The sequence below is a fragment of the Streptomyces sp. NPDC001889 genome, assembly GCF_053594535.1.
The window spans coordinates 142,276-162,861 of sequence record NZ_JBSFER010000019.1 but is presented as its reverse complement, the minus strand read 5'-3'; the positions used below and the strand labels follow the sequence as shown (position 1 = coordinate 162,861).

At 74.7% G+C, this 20,586-nt stretch carries 12 protein-coding genes and 1 tRNA gene; 10 read left to right on the top strand and 3 right to left on the bottom strand.

The genetic code is table 11. From position 1 onward, the window contains the following. Positions 1 to 135: 135 nt before the first annotated feature. Positions 136 to 1,170, top strand: a complete 1,035-nt coding sequence (locus ACWCRA_RS22955) for an NAD(P)-dependent alcohol dehydrogenase (RefSeq protein ID WP_351545413.1) — start codon at positions 136 to 138, stop codon at positions 1,168 to 1,170. A 112-nt stretch (positions 1,171 to 1,282) separates the two neighbouring features. Here the strand turns inward: ACWCRA_RS22955 and ACWCRA_RS22950 are convergent, their stop codons facing one another. Together ACWCRA_RS22950 and ACWCRA_RS22945 are read right to left on the bottom strand one after the other, a co-directional pair. After that, the gene (locus tag ACWCRA_RS22950) at positions 1,283 to 3,433 is read right to left on the bottom strand and encodes a UvrD-helicase domain-containing protein (RefSeq protein ID WP_451068466.1); all 2,151 of its coding nucleotides are present in this window, start codon (positions 3,431 to 3,433) and stop codon (positions 1,283 to 1,285) included. Positions 3,434 to 3,499: 66 nt separating this feature from the next. Beyond that, the gene (locus ACWCRA_RS22945) at positions 3,500 to 5,263 is read right to left on the bottom strand and encodes a sigma-70 family RNA polymerase sigma factor (RefSeq protein ID WP_451068465.1); all 1,764 of its coding nucleotides are present in this window, start codon (positions 5,261 to 5,263) and stop codon (positions 3,500 to 3,502) included. A 657-nt stretch (positions 5,264 to 5,920) separates the two neighbouring features. On the opposite strand from ACWCRA_RS22945, the gene ACWCRA_RS22940 reads away from it, so the two are divergent. From ACWCRA_RS22940 to ACWCRA_RS22920, 5 genes are all read left to right on the top strand, one after another. Beyond that, the gene (locus ACWCRA_RS22940; RefSeq protein ID WP_451068464.1) at positions 5,921 to 9,184 is read left to right on the top strand and encodes a helicase-related protein; all 3,264 of its coding nucleotides are present in this window, start codon (positions 5,921 to 5,923) and stop codon (positions 9,182 to 9,184) included. Continuing rightward, the gene (locus ACWCRA_RS22935) at positions 9,181 to 11,028 is read left to right on the top strand and encodes a DUF1998 domain-containing protein (RefSeq protein ID WP_351545402.1); all 1,848 of its coding nucleotides are present in this window, start codon (positions 9,181 to 9,183) and stop codon (positions 11,026 to 11,028) included. The genes ACWCRA_RS22940 and ACWCRA_RS22935 overlap by 4 nt, the downstream gene beginning before the upstream one ends. Before the next feature lie 8 nt (positions 11,029 to 11,036). After that, positions 11,037 to 12,248 (top strand): DNA helicase, encoded by a 1,212-nt coding sequence (locus ACWCRA_RS22930; RefSeq protein WP_451068463.1) that lies wholly within the window; start codon positions 11,037 to 11,039, stop codon positions 12,246 to 12,248. Positions 12,249 to 12,670: 422 nt separating this feature from the next. Continuing rightward, positions 12,671 to 13,435: an SDR family NAD(P)-dependent oxidoreductase gene (locus ACWCRA_RS22925; protein ID WP_351545398.1), complete on the top strand. Its 765-nt coding sequence runs from the start codon at positions 12,671 to 12,673 to the stop codon at positions 13,433 to 13,435. A gap of 23 nt (positions 13,436 to 13,458) precedes the next feature. After that, complete coding sequence (locus tag ACWCRA_RS22920; protein WP_451068462.1) at positions 13,459 to 13,998, top strand: flavoprotein; 540 nt, start codon at positions 13,459 to 13,461, stop codon at positions 13,996 to 13,998. Between the two features lie 89 nt (positions 13,999 to 14,087). Here ACWCRA_RS22920 and ACWCRA_RS22915 read toward each other — a convergent pair. Further along, positions 14,088 to 14,160, bottom strand: a tRNA-Arg gene (locus ACWCRA_RS22915). A 308-nt stretch (positions 14,161 to 14,468) separates the two neighbouring features. Here ACWCRA_RS22915 and ACWCRA_RS22910 point away from each other — a divergent pair. The 4 genes from ACWCRA_RS22910 to ACWCRA_RS22895 all read left to right on the top strand — a co-directional run bounded on the left by ACWCRA_RS22910 (position 14,469) and on the right by ACWCRA_RS22895 (position 20,517). Continuing rightward, the gene (locus ACWCRA_RS22910) at positions 14,469 to 16,073 is read left to right on the top strand and encodes a dynamin family protein (RefSeq protein WP_351545497.1); all 1,605 of its coding nucleotides are present in this window, start codon (positions 14,469 to 14,471) and stop codon (positions 16,071 to 16,073) included. A gap of 5 nt (positions 16,074 to 16,078) precedes the next feature. Beyond that, complete coding sequence (locus ACWCRA_RS22905) at positions 16,079 to 18,052, top strand: GTPase (RefSeq protein WP_451068461.1); 1,974 nt, start codon at positions 16,079 to 16,081, stop codon at positions 18,050 to 18,052. A gap of 163 nt (positions 18,053 to 18,215) precedes the next feature. Then, positions 18,216 to 18,692, top strand: coding sequence for a single-stranded DNA-binding protein (locus ACWCRA_RS22900; RefSeq protein ID WP_451068460.1), 477 nt, complete (start codon positions 18,216 to 18,218; stop codon positions 18,690 to 18,692). Between the two features lie 406 nt (positions 18,693 to 19,098). After that, entirely contained in the window at positions 19,099 to 20,517 is a 1,419-nt protein-coding gene (locus ACWCRA_RS22895) for a thioester domain-containing protein (protein WP_351545359.1), read from the top strand. Positions 20,518 to 20,586: the final 69 nt, after the last annotated feature.

Here is a 20,586-nt window from a genome sequence, read left to right as displayed (position 1 = left end):
CCGCGGCGACCACCCCCCGGCCGCGGCGACCACCCCCCGGCCGCGGCGACCACCACCGGCCCCCGGCGGCCGGCTCCGACCCCGGCGACCGGCCGGGGTCCCCACCGCCCGCCCCGTCCCGCCGCAGGAGTACGCATGAAGGCCGTCCAGTACCGCACCCCCGGTGCCGGGCCCGAACTGGTCACCCTCCCCGACCCCGTACCCGGACCGGGGCAGGTGCTGGTCGAGGTCACCGCCGCGGGCATCTGCCGCTCCGACCTCACCGTGATGGCCGCCCCGAGGGAGACCCTCTCCTTTCCGCTGCCCCTCACCCTGGGCCACGAGGCGGCCGGGACCGTCGCGGCCGTGGGGCCGGACACCCACGGTGCGACGGTCGGGGACGCGGTCGCCGTCTACGGCGCCTGGGGCTGCGGAACCTGCCGTTCCTGCGCGGTGGGCCGGGAGAACTACTGCCCCCACGCCCCGGCCCGCTCCATCCTCCCGCCCGGCCTCGGCGCGCCCGGTGCCCTGGCCGGGTACCTCCTCGTCGACGACCCCCGCCATCTGCTGCCCCTCGACGGCCTCGACCCCGTGCACGCCGCGCCGCTCACCGATGCCGGGCTCACCCCGTACCACGCGATCAGCGAGAGCCGCCACAAGCTCCCGCCCGGCAGCACGGCGGTCGTCATCGGCGCCGGCGGCCTCGGTCATCTCGCGGTGCAGCTGCTGCGCTGTCTGACCCCGGCCACCGTCGTCGCCCTCGATGTCACCGGGGAGAAGCGCGCGCTCGCCCGGGACGCGGGCGCCCACCACGCCCTGCCCGGCGACGACACCGCCCGGTCCGCCATCGACGGCCTCACGGGCGGGCTGGGCGCGGCGGCCGTCTACGACTTCGTCGCCTCCCCGGCCACCACCTCGCTGGCCGCCCGGGTCACCGCCGCCGACGGCCATATCGCGCTGCTCGGCATCGGCCGGGGCGCCGTCCCCGTCGCCTTCGGCGGCACCCGGCCGGGCATCACCGTCACCGCGCCCTACTGGGGCACCCGGCAGGACCTCCTCGATGTGCTCGCCCTCGCCCGCGCCGGCCGGATCACCCCGCACACCGAGACGTACACCCTCGACGAAGCCCCGCTGGCGTACGAGCGGCTGCGCGCCGGCGCCATCGCCGGACGGGCTGTGGTGGTGCCCTGAGCGGAAGCCGCGCTCACGCCGCCGAAGCCGCGCTCACGCCGCCGAAGCCGCGCTCACGCCGCCGAAGCCGCGCTCACGCCGCCGGGACCGTGCTCACGCCGCCGGGACCAGCTCACGCCGCCGGGACCGCCAGGAAACGGCTGGCCTGCCCGCTGTGCGAGACATAGAGATCCTCCCGGCCCCGGGTGCACGCCACGAAGAGCAGACAGCGCTCGGTGAGCATGTCGCTCTGGTGCTGGAGCCGGTCGATCTCCTCGGCGGTGATCGCGGGGGCGAACGGAAACGCCCCCGAGGTCACCCCGATCAGCGCCACACAGCGGAACTCCAGCCCCTTCATGGCGTGCATGGTGGCCAGCCGCACCCCCTCGTCCCGCTCCGACGGGCGTTCCCTGACCAGCCGCGCCTCGATGCCCGCGCGCCGCAGCCGCCCCCTGACCTTCTCCAGCGAGGTGTGGAAACGCGCGGCGACCGCGATCTCGGAGGGCGCCACCCCCGCGCGCACCCACCCCTCGATCCGCTCCATCAGCGCGGTCAGCTCGCTCTCCTCGTCGGGGAACTGCCGGATGGTGGGCCGCCGGCCGTGCAGCAGCGAGCGGTACCCGGCGAGCGAGTCCAGATCGTCCCCGGAGAGGTCCGACACCGCCTCCCCGCCCAGCAGCTCCGCCGACCAGCTCAGAATCTCCTCCGTGTTGCGGTAGTTGATCCGCAGCCGGCTGGACCGGCCCGCCACCGCGATCCCCAGCGAACCGAACGACACCCGCGAGTCGTAGATCCGCTGGTGCGGATCGCCGGTGATGAACAGATCATCGGGACCCGGGGCCACCGCGCCCCGCAGCACCCGCCACTGCGCCGGGTGCAGATCCTGCGCCTCGTCCACCACGACGTGCGCGTAACGGGCCGCGTCCGTCCGTCCGTCGGCCAGCAGCCGCGCGGCCTCCGCGCACAGCTGGAGATAGGTCCGCTTCCCGTCGGCGCGCAACTGCCGCTCGAACTCGGCGACCGCCCGCCACACCCGCGCCCGCTTCACCGGGCCCAGCGCCGAACCCCGGCCGTGCCGCTGGGCCCGGAGATACTCCTCCACCGTGGTGATGGCCTGGGCGAGCACGACATGCCGGTACTCCTGGGCGAGGAACTGCTCGCTCCACTCCAGCGCCAGCTTCTTCCGTATCCGCTGCCAGCGGGACCTCTCCTCCAGATCGTCCGCCAGCTGCGGCGACGGATCGGGGGAGCGCTGCACCACCTCCCGCGCATAGGCGTCCACGGTGGTCACATCGACCCGGGACAGCAGCCGCTCGTCGTGGTCCAGGAGCAGCGCCAGGGACTCGCGCAGCGCATGGGCCAGCGCCGTCGTGTACGTCGTCAGCAGCACCCGGGCGCCCTCGGGTGAGCGCTCCAGCAGATGCTTCACCCGGTGCAGCGCCACCACCGTCTTCCCGGTGCCCGGTCCGCCGCAGACCTGCGCCGGACCGGCGAAGGAGACGCGGTACGCCACCCTCCGCTGCGCCGGGTGCAGATACACCCGCCACGCGGCGAACGGCTTGGAGAGGATGTCCTCCAGCTCCCGCGTCCCGCTGACGAGGGTGATGCGGCTGCTGGTGTTGGCCATCGCCGTGGTGAGGTCCTGCGGGTCGTACGGCCCCGGGTCGGCGGGCCTGCGCAGCGCCACCACCTCGCGCCACACGGTCTCCTCGTCGAAGCCCTCGGCCAGGAACTGGAGCACCTCGAACTGGTCCTCGGGGAAGAGCGAGGAGAAGGCCTCCAGCTGCGGCTTGTCGATGACCGTGCGCACGGCCGTCAGCGTGGTGGCGTCGATTCCGAGCTTCTTCAGGGCGCCGTCCGAGAAGGTGTCGAAGAGGCGGGTCGGGGTCGAGGCCGCCGCCTGCTCCAGGACCGGCGTCAACTGCTCGATCGCCACGACATTGCGGAGTTCGAGCCCCCGGGTCGCCGTGTTGACGGTGTAGATCCGCTTGGCCGCCCACTCGTACGCCTTGTCGTGCTGGACCACATTGACCAGGAGGAAGGTGTCCCCGCCGTCGTCAGGGGCCAGCACCACCCCGCGCCAGAAGTCGGTGATACGGATGGTCCGCATCCGGGGGTCCCTGGCCTGCTCCACCGACTCCAGGTGAAGACCCTTGTCGGAGTGCAGCTCCGCCACCGTGAGGCTCTGGAACTTGACCATCGCCTTGCGCACCCCCGCGCGCACCGGCTTCTCCAGCTGCTCGTACTTCTCCCAGAACGTGTTGGCGAAAGCCAGTTGCGGCACCGTGAGCCCCTCCGCGCGACAGCCGGACGAAATCCACCCTACTGGGGGTTCTCGCGGCGCCGCCCCTCACTCCTCCCACTCCAGGACGGCGTTCCGCAGCCGCGTCGACGCGGCGTCTCCCGGGAGCCGGCCATCGGCTATCGCGCACAGGATCAGGGTGCCGTCCTTGCCGACCCTCTCCCGCATTCCCCCGCGGCCCAGCCGGTCCCGGAACCTCTGTGCCGCGATCACGAACCCGGTCGGCACCCGGGTGCTCCCGGTGCTCCCGGTGTTCCCCGTGCTCCCGTTGCTCTCCGGGCGCGCCACGGGCGCACGGGACGGGCGGACGGGGCGGTGCGCCGCCGGGCCCCGCGCGGCCTCCCTGCGCCTCCGCTCCGACTCCCCGGCCTCCTCCTCCAGCACCTCCCGCAGCCTGCGCCTCGCCTTGGTCTCGATCTGCCGGATGCGCTCGCGGGTGACCTGGTAGTCGTCGCCTATCCGGTGGAGGGTCTGGCGCTCGCCGTCGACCAGCCCGGAGCGGCGGCGGAGGATATCGGCCTGCTTGGGGCTCAACCTGCTGAGCAGCCGGGACTCGATGTCCTCCCGGGACCAGGAGTGGTGCAGCACCTCCTCCGGGCCGGGCCTCGGATGCTCGAACGACAGGGCGTCGCCGAGGTTCGCGCCTTCGAAGAGCTGCCGGTCCAGGGAGTCGGTGACCCGGCTGACCCGGCGGATCTCCCGCACCCGGGTGATGGTCAGCCCGGTGGCGACGGCGACCTCCCCGGCCGAGGCCGGCCGGCCCTCCGACCGGAGGCGGGCGGTGACCGCGGCCACCTTCCGGATCTCCTCGTGGAAGTGGACCGGGATGCGGATGGCGCTGCCGAAGTCCGCCACCGCGCGGGACATCGACTGGCGCACCCAGTGGAAGGCGTAGGTCGAGAACCGCCAGCCCAGCCGGGGGTTGAACTTGCAGGTGGCGTGCATCAGCCCGAGCACTCCGTACTGATGCAGATCGTCGTAGTCGAGGCCCTGGTCGACGTACTTCTTGCACATCTCGTGCACGAGACCGGTGTTGTGCTCGACCAGGGCCTCGTAGGCCCGGCGCCGTGGGTCGCCGGGGTCCAGGGAGGCGAGTTCGGCCTCGGTCACCTCGCGCTCGGCATGCTCCGGACCGCCGTGCATCAGCAGGGAGAGGCCGATGACCTCGGCCTCGGAGAGCAGCCGCTTGGCGGGGTTGCGGATGTGCCGCCGTCTGTCGAACAGCCGGTGCGCGGCCTCGATCGCGGCCCGGTCCCCCGCCGCCGAGACAGGGGCGGCGGGAGCGGCGCCGGGGCCCATCAGCGGCGCGCTCAGCGCGGCGGGGGCGGCGGGAGGGGTGTCGAGCGCGGTGGGGGCGTCCGAGCCGGTGTCGGTGTCCGAGCCGGCTTCGGCGTCCGCTTCGCGGTCCGATTCGGTGCCGGTGCCGGTGCCGGTGCCGGCGGGTGGAGTGGAGCCGCCGGAGGGTGCGGAGCCGGACGGGGGAGCGGTGGGCGGGCCGGGGGCCCGGGGCGGCGCGGGCTCCGCGCTCTCCCTCCCCGGCGCGAGCGCGGCGACGAGCGCCTCCCGCTCCGCCGCACCGAGCCCGCAGAGCCGCGCCACCCCGCCCGCGATCTCCGGCGGTATCCCGTACTCCGTCCCGTACCGCCGGGCCAGCTCCAGGGCCATGGCGACCCGATGGGCCGAGGTGTCCGACAGGGGCGAGGGCGCGGGCCGTGGGGATGGTGGGGACGGGGTGGGTGGTACGGGTGGTGGTGAGCCGGGCCCCTCCGCCTCGGCTGTCGCGGCGGGCGACCGCTCCACCGGCGCTGTCACGCCAGACGCCCTCCCGGCCTTGACCCCGGCCCCGGCTTCGGTCCCGGCCCCGGCCCCGGCCCCGGCCCCGGCCGGATCGGGGGCCGCCGTCCGGGGGTCCGCCGTCCGGCGGACGGCCGCGACCGGCGCCCCGGACGGTGGCTCAGGACGCACCGCCCGGCCGCCAACAGGGCCGGGAGGCGCGGGACATGGCGCGATCGCGGGACCGCCCGACCGGATGGACTCCTCCGGGGCGGGGCGCCGGGGCGAACCGACGCCCGGTCTTCCGGCCCCCCGGTCGGGCCCCCCGGCCCGGCCCCGGGGCGGGCTCACCGGGGCGGCTATGCGCAACCCGAAGGAGGGCAGGGCCTGTTCCATCCGGTCGAGCCCCGCGCGGTCGAGGCCGAGGTGGGCGGTGACCGCCTCGAACTCGGCGCGGGCCACCACCCCTCGTACCGCCAGTTCCTTCAGCCGTCGCAGCAGCGGTCCCATTGCCGCGCGCAGGTCTTGCGCCCTGTCCCCCCGGGCGCCCGGCGCAATGCCAGTCATGGCAAGACTCTGGCACAAGGCACTGACATTCGGCTCTGAACCGTGCGAACCAGCGCTAGTATCCGGAATTCCGGCAGGGGGCGGCGCACCGGACGGGCCCGGCCGGCGCACCACGCACGAGGGGGATCGATGGAGCCGCGCGACGAGCTGACCGCCTATCTGCGGCGTCAGTTGGTGGGACCCGCCCAGGGCCCCGACGAGACGCTGGACATACCACCGGACCGTCAGTACCTCGCGGGCACCCTCTACCCCCAGGAAGCCGATCTGCACCACCAGTTGGAACTGTCCGGCGACGAGCAGGAAGGGGCCGGGACGGAGCGGCGGCAGGACGACACCAGCCCCGCCGCCGACCCGCTCCCCTCGGCCAACTCCTGGCTCCCCTCCTCCCTCGGCATCAGCCTCTGCACCGACGCCCCCGCCCTGCGCGTCGTCTGCTCCGCCGCCCGCTACGAGACCGGGCAGGGCCCCCGGGGCCGCCGCTGGCAGCGCCATCCGCTCCCCGAGGAGAGCGTCCTGGTGGGGCCCTCCGTCACCGCTGTCCCCGTACTGGAGGGGCGTGCCGAACTGCGCTTCCGCTGGCGGCCGTTCGGCGACGGCCATCTCGTCACGGCCGCCCTGGTCAACGCGGGCCGCACCGAGGGGGAGGGCCCCGCGTGGGACCGGATGCTCTTCCAGGCCCGGCTCAGCCTGACTCCCGAGGGCGGCACGATCCGCCAGTACCCCAGCGTCCGGCTCGCCAGCCGCGACGAGGAGGAGCGCGAACTCCGGCTCCAGTACCGCCATGTCCGTACCCACGCCATAGGCCACGGGTGCGCGGTCACCGAGGAGACCGCCCCCGCCCCCGGGGCCCCCGCCCCCGGAACCCCCGCCCCCGGAACCCCCGCCCCCGGCACCCCCGCCCCCGGCACCCCCGCCCCCGGCACCCCCGCCCCCGGCACCCCCGTCCCCGATCACCACCCCACCCGCCCCGTCCGCCTCCACACCGAAGTCCTCCCCCAGGCCGAGGTCCCCGCCGTCCGTGCCTCGGGGCCCGCCGCCTCTCCCGTGCTCACCCTCTCCCACCTCGCCGACCCCACCGTTCCCACGGGTCTGCTCCGCGACGAGCTGCGCGCGTTCGTCGCCGGCTACCGCGCCTGGCACACCGCCCAGGACCCGGCCTCCGCCCCCGACTGGGGCCGGGAGGCCGCCGGCCGCGTCCTGGCGCGGATCGGCACCGCCGTCGCCCGGATCGAGTCCGGCGTCGAGACCCTCTGCGACCCGGAGCGCCCGGAGCTGCTGGCGGCGTTCCGCGCCGCGAATCGCGCCATGGCGCTCCAGATGCGCCACAGCGCCCCCGACCAGGCCGGCGAGCGCCATGAGCGCGGCGCCCCGCGCCAGGACGAGCCCGCCACCGACCCGGCCGCCGCCTGGCGCCCCTTCCAGCTCGCGTTCTTCCTGCTCGCGCTGGACGGCACCGTCGACCCGACCCACCCGGACCGGGACCGCGTCGATCTGATCTGGTTCCCCACCGGCGGGGGCAAGACCGAGGCGTATCTGCTGCTCGCGGCGTTTCTGATGGTGCTGCGGCGGCGGGACGCCGACGGCGGCGGCACCGCCGTCCTCAGCCGCTACACCCTCAGTCTGCTCACCACCCAGCAGTTCCAGCGCGCCGCCACCACCGTCTGCGCCCTGGAGCGGATGCGCCGGGACGACCCGGCCGCCCTCGGTACCGAGCCGTTCACCATCGGCCTCTGGGTCGGCGACACCACCGTGCCCAACACCTACGCCAAGGCGAAGACCCTCTACGACGATGTGCGCGCCGCTGCCCGCCCCGAGGAGGTCTTCATCCTCGACCGCTGCCCCTGGTGCGGCACCCGGATTCTGCCGCGCGCCAAGTCCTCGGACATCGAGGACTACGGGGTGCGCGCCACCGAGCAGTCCTTCGCCTTCCACTGCCCGCGCGACGCCTGCGCCTTCCACGGCGAACTCCCCATCGCGGTCGTCGACGAGCACCTCTACGACCGGCCCCCGACCTTCGTCCTCGGCACCGTCGACAAATTCGCCCGGCTCGCCTGGGAGCCGAGGGCGGGACGGCTCTTCGGCGCCGCGGGCCACCGCCCTCCCGGCCTGGTCATCCAGGACGAACTCCATCTGCTGACCGGCCCGCTGGGCTCCCTCGCGGGCCTGTACGAGTCGGCGGTGATCACGCTCTGCACGGCGGGCGGGGACTCCCCCGGGAACGGGAGCGGGGGCGGGGGCGGGGGCGGGCACGGTCCCAAGATCGTCGCCTCCACCGCGACCATCCGCCGCGCCGGGGAGCAGGTGCGCCGGCTGTACGGGCGGGATGTCCAGGTCTTCCCCTCGGCGGGGCTCGACGCCCGCCACTCCTACTTCGCCGAACCCGACACCGGCCGCCCCGGCCGCCGCTACCTCGGGGTGATGGCACAGGGCCACACCGCGGGCCGGGCATCGGTCACCACCGCTGCCGCCATGCTCCAGGGCGCGTACGAACTCCCCGCCGGGCACCGCGACGACTACTGGACCCTGGTCGCCTACCACCACAGCCTGCGCGAACTCGGCCGGACCGTCACCGCGGCCGGTGACGACATCCCCGCCCAGCTCGCCGGGCTCGCGGGGCCGCACGGCACCCGCGACCTGCCCGACTCCGAGGTCCAGGAGCTGACCGCCAACCTCGCCCGCGCCCAGCAGCCGGTCCTCCTCGACCGGCTGGAGAAGCCCTGGGACGACCCGGCGGCCGTCTCCTTCCTCCCCTGCACCAACATGCTCTCGGTGGGCGTCGATGTGAAGCGCCTCGCCCTGATGCTGATGCTCGGCCAGCCCAAGGCGACCGCCGAGTACATCCAGGCCACCAGCCGCGTCGGCCGGCACGGTGTCCCCGGTCTCGTGGTCACCTTCTTCAACGCCACCCGCCCGCGCGACCGTTCGCACTACGAGACCTTCGGCACCTACCACCGCGCCCTGTACCGCCATGTCGAGCCCACCAGCGTCACCCCCTGGTCGGTGCCCGCCCGCCGCCGCGCCCTCCACGCCGTGCTGGTCATCCTCGTACGCCACCGGCTCGGCCTCGCCGCCGAGGACCGGGCGGGGGAGCTTCTGGACCGGCTGCCGGAGGCCGTCGCCCTCGCCGAGCGGATCGTGGAGTGGGCCGCGTCGAGCGACCCGCGCGCCACCGCCTCCGTACGGGACGAACTGGACCGGCTCCTCGCCGCGTGGCAGCGGCTCGCCCAGGACGCCCGGGACAGCGGCAGAGCGCTCCACTACCGCAGCCAGGGCAAGGGGCAATCGCACCTCCTCAAGAACTTCGAGCAGTACGGCGGCCTGTGGGAGACCCCGCACTCGCTGCGCAGCGTCGACCGCGAATGCCAGGTCACCGTCAAGGGAGCCGACCGATGAGCCGCAAGCTGCGGGTGCGCCAGGCACAGACCGTGCTCCCCTTCGGCGTCGGCGCCGTACTCGACCTCCAGGGCGAGTCGTTCGTCGCCACCGGCATCGGCGACTGGCCCGCCAAGCGCACGCCCGTCGACTCCCCGCGCCTCGCCGCCCGGCTGCGCGCCAGCGGCTTCTACGCGGCGCCCGCCACCCTCAACGACCGCTTCGACACCCCCGACGCGCCCGGCGCCCCCTATATCCGCTTCCCCACCTGGCTCTTCTGCGGGGCGTGCCGCCGGATGAAGCGCTGGCGCATCGCGGACGAGACCCCCGGCACCCCGCCGCGCTGCCCCGGCTGCGCGCCCGGGCGACCGCTGGTCCCGATGCGGTTCGTCCAGATCTGCCGGGGCGGCCATCTCTCGGATGTGGACTGGTGGTTCTGGGCCCACTCCGAACTCGACCCGGAGAAGCGCCGCTCCTGCGCGGACCGCGACCGCCTCAGCTTCCGGGTCGAACACCGGGCGTCCGGCCTGGAGGCGCTCTCCATCGTCTGCGACGCGGGCGCCGGCTGTCCGGGAGCCTCGCGCAATCTGCTCAAGGTGCTCGGCACGCACGGCCTGCGCTGTGCGGGGCGCAACCCCTGGCAGCGCGCCGGTGAGGCCGTCACCTGCACCGAGGCCGTCCAGGTCGTCCAGCGCACGGCGGGCAATCTGTACTACCCGGTGGTGCACTCGGCGCTGGACATCCCGGGGGCCGAGACCAATCCGGCCGTCGAGAGCGCCGGGGCCGACCGGGTCCGCGCCAGTTCGCTCTGGCTCGCCCTGTGCTCCGCCCCGGAAGGCCCCTCCGCCCCCGTGCTGCGCGATCTGCTCAAGCAGGAGACGGACGCCGACGACGCGCTGCTGGACGCGCTGCTCGCCGAGGAGCACGGCACCGCCACCGGCCCCGGCGCGGCGCCCGCTCCCGGGACACCCGTCTACCCGGACCTCAGCCAGGAGGAGTGGGCGGCCTTCACCGCCCCCGCGCCCGAGGCCACCCGCGACTTCGTCGTCCGCCACACCGGGCTCGGCCTCGACCAGGAGGCCGGGGCGCCGTGGACCGCGCTCCACGAGCGCGTCGGGCGGGTCGTGCTCGCCGACCGGCTCCGCGAGGTCCGGGCGCTCCAGGGCTTCACCCGGGTCTCGCCCGATGCCGCCTTCGTCCCCGCCGACACCGCCGGGCGGCTGCGCTGGCTGCCCGCCGTGGAGGTGTTCGGCGAAGGCATCTTCCTCACGCTGGACCAGGAACGGCTCAGCGAGTGGGAGGACGACCCGGAGGTACGGAACCGGGTCGCGGGCATCCGCGCCGACCTGGACCGCAGCTTTCAGAAGGACCGGCTGGAGGCCCGTACCGGAGCGGTGCTCGCGCCGCGCTTCGTCCTGCTCCACACCCTCGCCCACCTCCTCATCCGCCAGCTCTCCTTCGAGTCCGGCTACACCACCGCGAGCCTGCGCGAGCGGGTGTACGGACGGGAGCCGAGCGGTCAGGCCGGGCTGCTGATCTACACGGCGGCCGGGGACGCCGCGGGGACACTCGGCGGGCTCGTCCAGCAGGGCGAGGCACCGCATCTCGCCGAGACCCTGCTGCGGATGACCGAGGCCGCCGCCTGGTGCTCGGCCGACCCGCTCTGCGCCGAACACTCGGGCCAGGGCTTCGGCAACCTCAACCGGGGTGCCTGCCACGCCTGCGCCCTGCTCCCCGAGACCAGTTGCGAGACCGGCAACACCCTGCTGGACCGGGTGCTGCTGATCGGCGGGGGAGGGGTGCCCGGCTTCTTCGAGCCCGTCATCGACACCGCCCGCGAGGCGGCGAGCGGCGGAGAGGACTGAACGGGCCCATGCCGGTCGACTATCTCTCCCTCGCCCCCCAGCAGCGGGATCTCCTCGCGGGCATCCCCTTCGACGGACACCATCTGGTGACCGGTCCGCCCGGCTCGGGGAAGAGCCTGCTCGCCGTCCAGCGGGCGGTGATGCTCGCCCTCACCGGCACGCCCGTCGCCCTGCTCACCCGCTCCAATCTGCTGCGCCAGTCCCTGGAACCCCTGGCCGCCGCCCTCGGGCCGGAACAGGACGCGGACCGGGCGCGGGGCCGGGGCGTGGACCGTGACCGGAACACGAGCCGGAACACGGGCCGGAACACGGGCCTGGCCACGGGCCCGGACCCGAGCCCGGGTACGGGGCTGGAGGTCGGCACCGTCCACCGCTGGCTGCACACCTGGCACCGGGGGCTCACCGGCGACCCGGCGCCGCAGACCCCGGACGGCTGGTTCGACTGGCCCCTGGTCTTCCGGCGCGCGGCCCAGCAGCCGGGCACCGCACCGGTGCTGGTGCTCGACGAGGGCCAGGATCTGCCCGTCGACTTCTACCGGCTCTGCCGGCTGCTCGGCGCCCGGGTGACCGTCTTCGCCGACGAGTGCCAGCGCATCACCGACACCCAGTCCACCCTCGCCGAGATCGCCGCCGTGCTCGGCGGCCCCGGCCGCCACGACCTCACCGACAACCACCGCAACACCCGGCCCCTGGCCGCCCTGGCCGCCCACTTCCACGTGGGCGCGGTGCCGCCACCGCTGCCGGAGCGGCCGGGTCCCGGCGCGGTGCTGCGCCGCTACGCCGACGCCCGGGAGGTCACCGACCACATCGCCCGCCACACCCGGGGGAACCCGGGCCACCGCACGGGGGTGATCCTCCGGCACACCCACCACCAACTCGACCTCCAGGCGCGTCTGGAGCCCCTTCTCCCGGCGGGGCGCCTCCAGACGTACAGCGGCAAGGCCACCGGTGGCCGGTACCGCGATCTGACGCTCGACCGCCCCGGTGTCACCCTGCTCAACCGTGCCAGCGCCAAGGGTCTCGACTTCGACACCGTCTTCGTCCCCGACACCCATCTCGACGCCGCCGTCGACCCCACCGCCGCCGCCCTGCGGATGGCGTACTACGTCCTGGTCACGCGCGCTCGCGGCGAACTGCACCTCGGCTACGCGGGCGACCGCGAACCGCCGCTGCTGGCGGGGGTGCCCAGGGAGCTGCTGGGGCGGTACGGGGGAGGGTGACCGGGTCCGCGGGCCACGGCCGTCTCCGGGTGTCTCCGGGCCTCTCCGGCCGTGTCCGGGCGCCTCCGGGGGTGTTCGGGCTTCTCCGGGCGGCGGGCTCGGCGCCCGCGCGCCACCGCTCCGTACCGCGCGATGTCCCGGCCGTCCACCGGCCGCTGTCCGGGGCCGGCGGGGTGTCTCGGGCGCGGGCCCGTGTTCGCTCGTGCCCACCCGCGCCGCCCCGTGCTGACATGCGGCAACGCGGCCCGCGCCCACCCATCCGCCCCCCGAACCGGTCGGATTCACGCCATTGTCCGCCCCGGGCCCGCACCCCGTGTGCCGCTTTCTGGTGGGAAATCCCCGTCGCGTGGCAGGCTTCGGGACCGAGACGCCACCGGAAGTCCTCTTCCGGCCCGTCACCCCACCCCCGAAGGGAGCCCCTGATGCGGCTGGAAGGCAAAGTCGCCGTGGTGACGGGCTCCGGCACCGGCATAGGGCGGGCCATCGCCCTCCGCTTCGGCCGCGAGGGCGCGAGCGTCGTGGTCAACGGCCGCCGCCCCAGACCCGTCATCCAGACCGCGAAGGACATCACGGCGGCCGGCGGCCGGGCCGTCGCGGTCCCGGCCGACGTCTCGTCCGAGGACGAGGCCCGGACTCTGATGGACACGGCCGTGGAGCTGTACGGGGCCCTCGATGTGCTGGTCAACAACGCGGGCGCGCTCATCACCCGCACCAACGCGGCGGAGTGCGCCGAGCCCGACTGGCACGCGACCCTGGACGCCAATCTCCACACCGCCTTCCTCAGCTCCCGGGCCGCCCTGCCCGCGCTTCTCCGCAGCCAGGGCAACATCGTCCAGATCGCCTCGGTCCACGGGCTGACGGGGCTGACCGACGGCGCCGCGTACGCCGCCGCGAAAGGCGCGCTGGTGAGTCTGACCCGCTCGATGGCCATGGACTTCGGCCCGCGCGGCGTCCGGGTCAACGCGGTCTGCCCGGCGTATGTCGAGACCGACATGAACCGCGAGGCGCTCAACGGACTCCGGGAGTCCGGCCGCTTCGGCACCGTCCTGGACCGGCTCCCCCTCGGCTTCCTCGGCGACCCCGACGACGTGGCCCACGCGGCCCTCTACCTGGCCAGCGACGAGGCCCGCTGGATCACCGGAGTCGCCCTCCCGGTGGACGGCGGCCTCTCCGCCGGCCGCTCCTGACCCCCCAACCCCCTGGAGCGCGCGTGAGCGACGACCGGTCCGATGGGCCCTTCCTGTACGTGGTCGTGTGCGCGGCCGGGATCGCCGGCGATGTCGGCCGGCTGATCACCGCCGCGCAGGAGGCGGGGTGGGAGGTGGGGGTCGTCGCGACCCCGCGGGGCCTCGGCTTCATCGACGCGCCGGCGGTCGAGGCCCGGACCGGGTACCCGATCCGCTCGGCCTGGCGCGCCCCCGGCGACCCCCGCCCGCTGCCTCCCCCGGACGCCATCGCCGTGGCCCCGGCCACCTTCAACACGATCAACAAATGGGCCGCCGGGATCTCCGACACCCTCGCCCTGGGCATCCTGTGCGAGGCCCACGGCCTGGGCGTCCCCATCGCGGCCCTCCCCTGCCTGAACGCGGCCCAGGCCGCGCACCCGGCGTACGCCGAGAGCCTGCGGAGGCTGCGGGGGATGGGTGTCCTGATCGGCTCGTACCCGCCTCACCGGCCCGTGGCCGGCGGCGGTGGTGGCACCCGGTTCTCCTGGGAGGAGGCGCTGGAACTGCTCGCGCCCGCCGGCTGAGGAGCCGCACCGGGCCGCGCCCGCCGGCCGTTCCTGGTCCTCCGCGAGGGAGGGGGTCCGCCGGAGAGAGAGCGGCGAGTTGGGAAGAGCGCCCCCGGCAGGACTCGAACCTGCGGCCAAGCGCTTAGAAGGCGCCTGCTCTATCCACTGAGCTACGGGGGCCGGATGGTGGCCGCGGCTACCGGAGTCCGCGGGTCCGTGACCTTGCCGGGACAAGGATAGGGGTCCGATTGCCTTGGCCTCGTTGCTTCACCTGCGTGGCACGATGTGGAGGTTCGGTGAAGCGAACCGATAATCGCAGGCGAGTGCGATTTCTGCACCGCTTTTGGCGTCCCGCGTCCCGGGTGTTGTGCACTCGTTATGCCTGCGCCCCACTCATCCCCCTTGCCCCTTGTGTCCGACCGGCGCGCAGACAAGCTCATACGCTTCAAAAAGCCGCCAAAATTAGGCATTCTTCGCATGTGGTGACCTTGGATGCACGGCCTCAGCTGATCGACGCACTTACGGCCCTCCGCGACCGTGTCGCCGCCGTGCGTCTCCCTCTGCCCCTGCCCGGGGCGCCCCGGGCCCGCCAGACCAGGGTTGAGCTGCTCGCACAGCTCGACGACTACCTCGTGCCCCGGCTCAAGGCCCCCGCGGCCCCCCTGCTCGCCGTCGTCGGCGGGTCCACCGGGGCCGGGAAGTCCACACTGGTGAACTCGCTCGTCGGGCGGCGGGTGACCGAGGCGGGGGTGCTGCGCCCCACCACGCGTACGCCCGTGCTCGTCTGCCACCCCGACGATCACCACTGGTTCGCCGGGATGCGGGTGCTGCCCCACCTCATCCGGGTCTGGCTGCCCCACCAGGACGAGAGCGACGACAGCCCGGACACCGACGAAAACACCCCCGAAGGGGGGAACCGGCTACGGATCGAGAAGGCGTCCTCGCTCCCGCGCGGGCTCGCCCTCCTCGACGCGCCCGACATCGACTCGCTCGTGGTGCGGAACCGGCTGCTGGCCGCCGAGTTGATCTGCGCCGCCGATGTCTGGGTGATGGTGACCACCGCCTCCCGGTACGCCGACGCGGTGCCGTGGCATCTGCTCCGTACCGCCAAGCAGTACGACGCGACCCTGGTCACCGTCCTCGACCGGGTGCCCCACCAGGTGATCGCCGATGTCTCCCGGCAGTACGCCGCCCTGCTCACCAAGGCCGGACTCGGCGAGGTGCCCCGGTTCACCATCCCCGAGCTGCCCGAGTCCGCGGGCGGCGGCAGCGGACTGCTGCCCACCACCGCCGTCGCGCCCCTGTTCGCCTGGCTCGCCCACCGGGTGCAGGACCCCGCCGCCCGGCAGCAGGCCCTGGGGCGCACGGCCACCGGGGTGATCAGATCGCTCAACGCGCGGATGCCGGAGCTGGCCGCGGCCGTCGCCGGGCAGTACGCCGCCGCCGTACGGCTCATGGGTGTGGTCGAGGAGGCGTACGAGGGTGAGCGCGAGCGGGTGAACCGGCAGCTCAAGGCGGGTGCGGTGCTCGCCGGCGACGCCCGTACCCGGTGGCGCGGGTTTCCGCGCGACAGTTCGGCGGGTGAGCTGCTGGACTCCCTGGTCGGCAGCCTCTGCGCGCTGGTGCAGTGTGCCGTGGCCGCCGCCGACGAGCAGGTGCACGACGCCTGGCGGCGCGACCCGGGGGCGGGAGCGGTGGTGATCCGGGGGCGGCTCGACCTGGAGGCGGCCGAGCGCATCGGGATGGCCGTGCGCCGGTGGCGGCGCGAGCTGGAGGAGCTGGCCGACGCCGAGGTGCGCACGCTGGAACTGCACGCCGCACCCGACCCCGAGACCGTCGCAGCCCTGGTCGCGGCGGCGCTCCTCGGCGGGCGGCGGGCCCGGGGCGCCGGGGAGCAGCTCGCCGAGCGGATCGGGGCGCAGGGCGCGCTCCGGCTGCGCGACAAGGGCGGCGAGGTGCTGACCGCGTACATCGACGGTGTGCTCAACAGCGAACGCGACCGCCGCCTCGCGCCCCTGGACGCGCTCGATGTGTCCCCCGAACCGCAGGCGGAGCTGATCGCCGCACTGTCGCTACTCCAGAAGGTGAGGTGACGGCGGTGACCGCCATCACGGACGACCAGAGCCGGGCGGCCGGGACCCCGCGCCGGGAGCAGGAGCAGACACAGGAGAAGGAGCGGGAGCGGGAGCAGACACAGGAGAAGGAGCGGGAGCGGGAAGAGGTGCGGGGGCGGGACGGGGGCCCGGAACGGGAGTCCGAGCCCGAGCCCGAACCCGAGCAGGCCCCCGGTGAGGGGTCCGCCGGTATCTGGGACGACGGGCTCATCGCCCGCCGCGCGGGCGGCCGGGAGAGGCGGGACTCCGCGGGGGAGGCCGCGCGGACCGGCGGGGCCCGGGACCTCCTGGGGCCCGGGGGCTCCGGGGGCATGGACGGCATCGACGGCATCGAGGGCTCCGGGGAGCACATTCCCATCGGGGGGACCTACGGCGGGCCGCTCCGCACCCGGCTCGACGCCCTGCGGGAACTCGTCGGCCTCTCCTCCACCCGGGTGGAGAGCCACACCCTCGCCGAGGCCGGACGCGTGCTCGACGAGGCCTCCGCCCGGCAGCGGCTCTCCTCCCGGCACACCGTCGTCGCCCTCGCCGGCGCCACCGGAAGCGGGAAGTCCACCCTCTTCAACGCCCTCGCCCAGGTCCCGCTCTCGGAGACCGGGCTGCGCCGCCCCACCACCGCGGCGCCCATCGCGTGCAGCTGGTCGGAGGGGTCCGCCGGGCTCCTCGACCGGCTCGCCATCCCCTCCCGGCTGCGCCGCAGGCCGCTCGCGGGCGGCTCCGAGGAGATGTCCGGTCTGGTCCTGGTCGATCTGCCGGACCACGACTCCGCGATGGTCAGACACCGGGAGCAGGTCGACCGGGTGCTGGCGCTGGTGGACGCGGTGATCTGGGTGGTCGATCCGGAGAAGTACGCCGACGCCGCCCTGCACGAGCGGTATCTGCGGCCCCTCGCGGGCCATGCCGAGGTCACCTTCGTCGTCCTCAACCAGATCGACCGGCTGCCCGGCGAGGCCGCCGACCAGGTACTGGACGATCTGCGCAGACTCCTCGACGAGGACGGCATGGCGCTGGGCGAGCACGGCGAACCGGGGGCGACGGTGCTCGCGCTGTCGGCGCTCACCGGCGAGGGCGTCGGCGAGCTGCGGGAGGTGATCGGCACCTTCGTCCAGGAGCGGACCGCGCCCGCCCGCCGGCTCTCCGCCGATGTGGACGCGGCGGCGGCCGGGCTGCGCTCCGCCTATGTCGCCGAGGGCCGCACCGGTCTCGGCGAACGGACCCGGGACGACTTCGCGGCCCGGCTGGCGGAGGCCGTCGGGGCGAAGGCGGCGGGCGACACGGCCGAGCGCGAGTGGCGCAGACACGCCATCAGGGCGTGCGGGACGCCCTGGCTGCGGCTCTGGCGCTGGTACGAGCGGTCCCGGACGCCCGGGAGCGGTCTGCCCCTCGCGGTGACGCCGGTGGAGGAGGAGCTGACCGCCCGGCAGCGCGTCGAGCAGGCGGTGCGGACGGTCGCCGACGAGGCGGCGGCGGGACTGCCCGCGCCCTGGGCGCAGGCGGTGCGGGAGGCGGCCGTCCGGGGGGCCGGCGGGCTGCCCGAGGCACTGGACGAGCTGGCCGTGCGCGAGGCGGCGGCGACCGCGAAACGGCCGCTGCGGCCCGCGTGGTGGCCCGCGGCCGTGCTGGCGCAGATGTCCATGACACTGCTCCAGGTGTACGGAGGGCTGTGGCTGGTGGGGCAGATCATCGGGGTCCTGGAGCCGGGGCTCGTGGTGCCGGCGCTGCTGATGGTGGCCGGGATCGTGGGCGGTCCGCTGGTGGAGTGGGCGTGCACGGCGGCGGTGCGGGGGCCCGCCCGGCGGTACGGGCAGGACGCGCGGCGCAGGCTGCGGGAGGCCGCCGCCGGGTGCGGGAGGGCGATGGTGCTCGATCCGGTGGCGGGGGAGCTGATGCGGTACCGGGAGGTGCGCGAGCAGTACGCGACGGTGGCGGGGAAGGCGGGGGGCGGGGGCCGGCGATGACGGGTGCCGGGGCCGGGGCCGGGGTCCCCGGGCGGCGGCGGGGGTGACGGAGTTGTCCACAGCCGGGTGGTGGTCCACAGGGCCCGGCGGGACCGGGCCGCCCGGTCCAGCATGGAAACCGGCGGGCAGGGAGCCCGCAGGAGCGGACGGGGAGGTGGCCGCCGTGCACGACACGATGGTGACGCTGGTGGGCAATGTCGCGACCCAGGTGGAGTACCGGGAGACAGCGACCGGCGGAATGGCGCGATTCCGTATCGCGGTGACCCCGAGGCGCTGGGACCGGCAGCGGGAGAGCTGGGCGGACGGGCGCACCAGTTTCTACACGGTCTCCGCCTGGCGGTCCCTGGGGGCGCATCTGGCCGGTTCCGTCTCGCTGGGCGATCCGCTGCTCGTCCATGGGCGGCTGAGGGTCCGGGAGGAGGAGCAGGACAGGGCGCAGGGCGCGCCGGAGGCCGGCGCCGGCGGCAGGCGCAGGACCTTTGTGGATATCGAGGCGGTGGCCGCGGGCCACGACCTCTCGCGCGGGACGGCCGCGTTCCGGCGGGTGGTGAAGTCCGCGCCCCCGGTGGGGGAGGAGGGCACTCCCCGGGGAGCGGAGGGGGCCGAGGGGGTCGCGGCGCAGGTCGCGGCGCCCTTCTGAACTCCCGGCGCCTCACCGGCCGGTGAGTTGTGGAGATTTGTCGATTCAGAAATGGCGAAATGGCGCGCGCCGGACAGTCGGCGATAACGATTCCGATTCGGAATGGTTGTCCGACCGTATGACGGGGGACGGGGGTCTCCCGCCTCTCTAGGATTTCCCGGTATTCACCGGGCACTTGAGTCCGCCCGCGAGGCGATCCCCCCACCAGCCGCCCGTGAGACACCGCCCGCCCGGCTGCCCGAGCAGCGCCATCGACCTCACCATCACGATCTGCACGACCCGCGAGGCCCGCGTCACCCGTACGGCTCGCAGTAGCCGTACGAGCCGCCCCCGCGCGCCCCGGTGCGCGGTGAGGCGGGTGAACGCGCCTCGCCCGGAGGGGAATTCTGTGTTTTCCAAGTTCGCTGTGCCGGTTGGACTCAGGCGGGGGACCGCGCGCCGGGCCGTGGCCGCGGTGCTGGTGTCGGGTCTGGTGGCGACGGGGGCCGCGGCGGGCACGGGGACCGCCGTGGCCGACGACAGCGCGCACCACCAGGCCGGGGCCGTCGCCACGCTCGACGGCCTCAAGACCTTCGACCGGGCCGTCCTGCGGGCGGGCGGCAAGAGCCATCCGATACCCGCGGGCCTCTTCGAGATGACCGTCGACGGCGGCGGCCGGCTCAAGACCTACTGCATCGACCTCCACAACCCGACGCAGGACCAGGCGAAGTACCTGGAGACCCCGGGGAAGCAGACCTCCCTCGCCGGCAACCGCGACGCGGGCAGGATTCGCTGGATCGTGGAGAACTCCTTCCCCCAGGTGGACGATCTGGCGGAGCTGGCGAGGAGGGCGGGCACCGGTCCGCTGACGCAGCGGACCGCCGCCGCGGGGACCCAGATCGCCATCTGGCGGTACTCCGACCGGGCGGAGGTCGAAGCGCTCGACCCGGCGGCCGAGCGGCTCGCGGACTGGCTGCACCGGAAGGCCGGGAACGTCGGGGAGCCGGCCGCGTCCCTCGCGCTGGAGCCGGGCGCGGTCGCCGGCCGGCCGGGCGGGCGGCTCGGCCCGGTGACCGTGCGCACCGGGGCGGACCGGGTCTCGCTCACCCCGCCGCTGGACAGCGGGGCCAGCGGGGTCCGGCTCACCGACGCCGCCGGGAAGCCCCTCACCTCGGCGGTCGACGGCACCAAGGTGTACTTCGCGGTGCCGGACTCCGCCCCGGACGGCACGGCGGCGCTCACCGCGCAGGCCACCACCCCCGTCCCGGTGGGCCGCACCTTCACCTCGACCACCAGGAGCCAGGCGCAGATCATCGCGGGCTCCAGCGAGTCCACCGTCACCGCGCACGCCTCGGCGGTCTGGGCCGCCGAGGGAGCGGTGCCCGCGCTCTCCGCGCGGAAGAACTGCGCCGAGGGCGGCATCGACATCACCGCGCGGAACAGCGGTGACGCCCCCTTCACCTTCGAGCTGGCGGGAACCGCGCACACCATCCCGGCGGGGAGGTCGCGGACGGTCACCGTCCCGGTCGGCGAGGACCAGCCGTACGACTTCGCCATCGCCCTGCCCGGCGGCCCGAGCAAGAGCTTCAAGGGCGTCCTGGACTGCCGGGTCACCGGTCTGCCCGATCCGGCGCCGTCCCCCGCCGCCTCGGCCTCCGAGACGCCCGTCTCCCGGCTCGCGCCCGCCTCGGCCGGCGGGACCTCGGCCGGGCTGGAGGGCGACCTGGCCGCCACCGGCGGCTCCGGCACCACCCCGCTGATAGCGGGGGTGGCGGTCGTCCTGGTCGTGGTCGGCGGCGGAGCCGTCTTCCTCCTCCGCAGGAAGAAGCCCTCGGCCGAGGAGTGAGCGGCCCCGTCACGCGGTGACCGGAAGACTACTTTCCGGTCACCTCCGGGGCTCCGGGAGCCCCACCGC

What these genes read in the sequence shown, in the direction of transcription:
- ACWCRA_RS22930 (WP_451068463.1), top strand. Translation starts at nt 11,037, where the DNA reads ATGCCGGTCGACTATCTCTCCCTCGCCCCCCAGCAGCGGGATCTCCTC.
- ACWCRA_RS22935 (WP_351545402.1), top strand. Translation starts at nt 9,181, where the DNA reads ATGAGCCGCAAGCTGCGGGTGCGCCAGGCACAGACCGTGCTCCCCTTC.
- ACWCRA_RS22925 (WP_351545398.1), top strand. Translation starts at nt 12,671, where the DNA reads ATGCGGCTGGAAGGCAAAGTCGCCGTGGTGACGGGCTCCGGCACCGGC.
- ACWCRA_RS22955 (WP_351545413.1), top strand. Translation starts at nt 136, where the DNA reads ATGAAGGCCGTCCAGTACCGCACCCCCGGTGCCGGGCCCGAACTGGTC.
- ACWCRA_RS22940 (WP_451068464.1), top strand. Translation starts at nt 5,921, where the DNA reads ATGGAGCCGCGCGACGAGCTGACCGCCTATCTGCGGCGTCAGTTGGTG.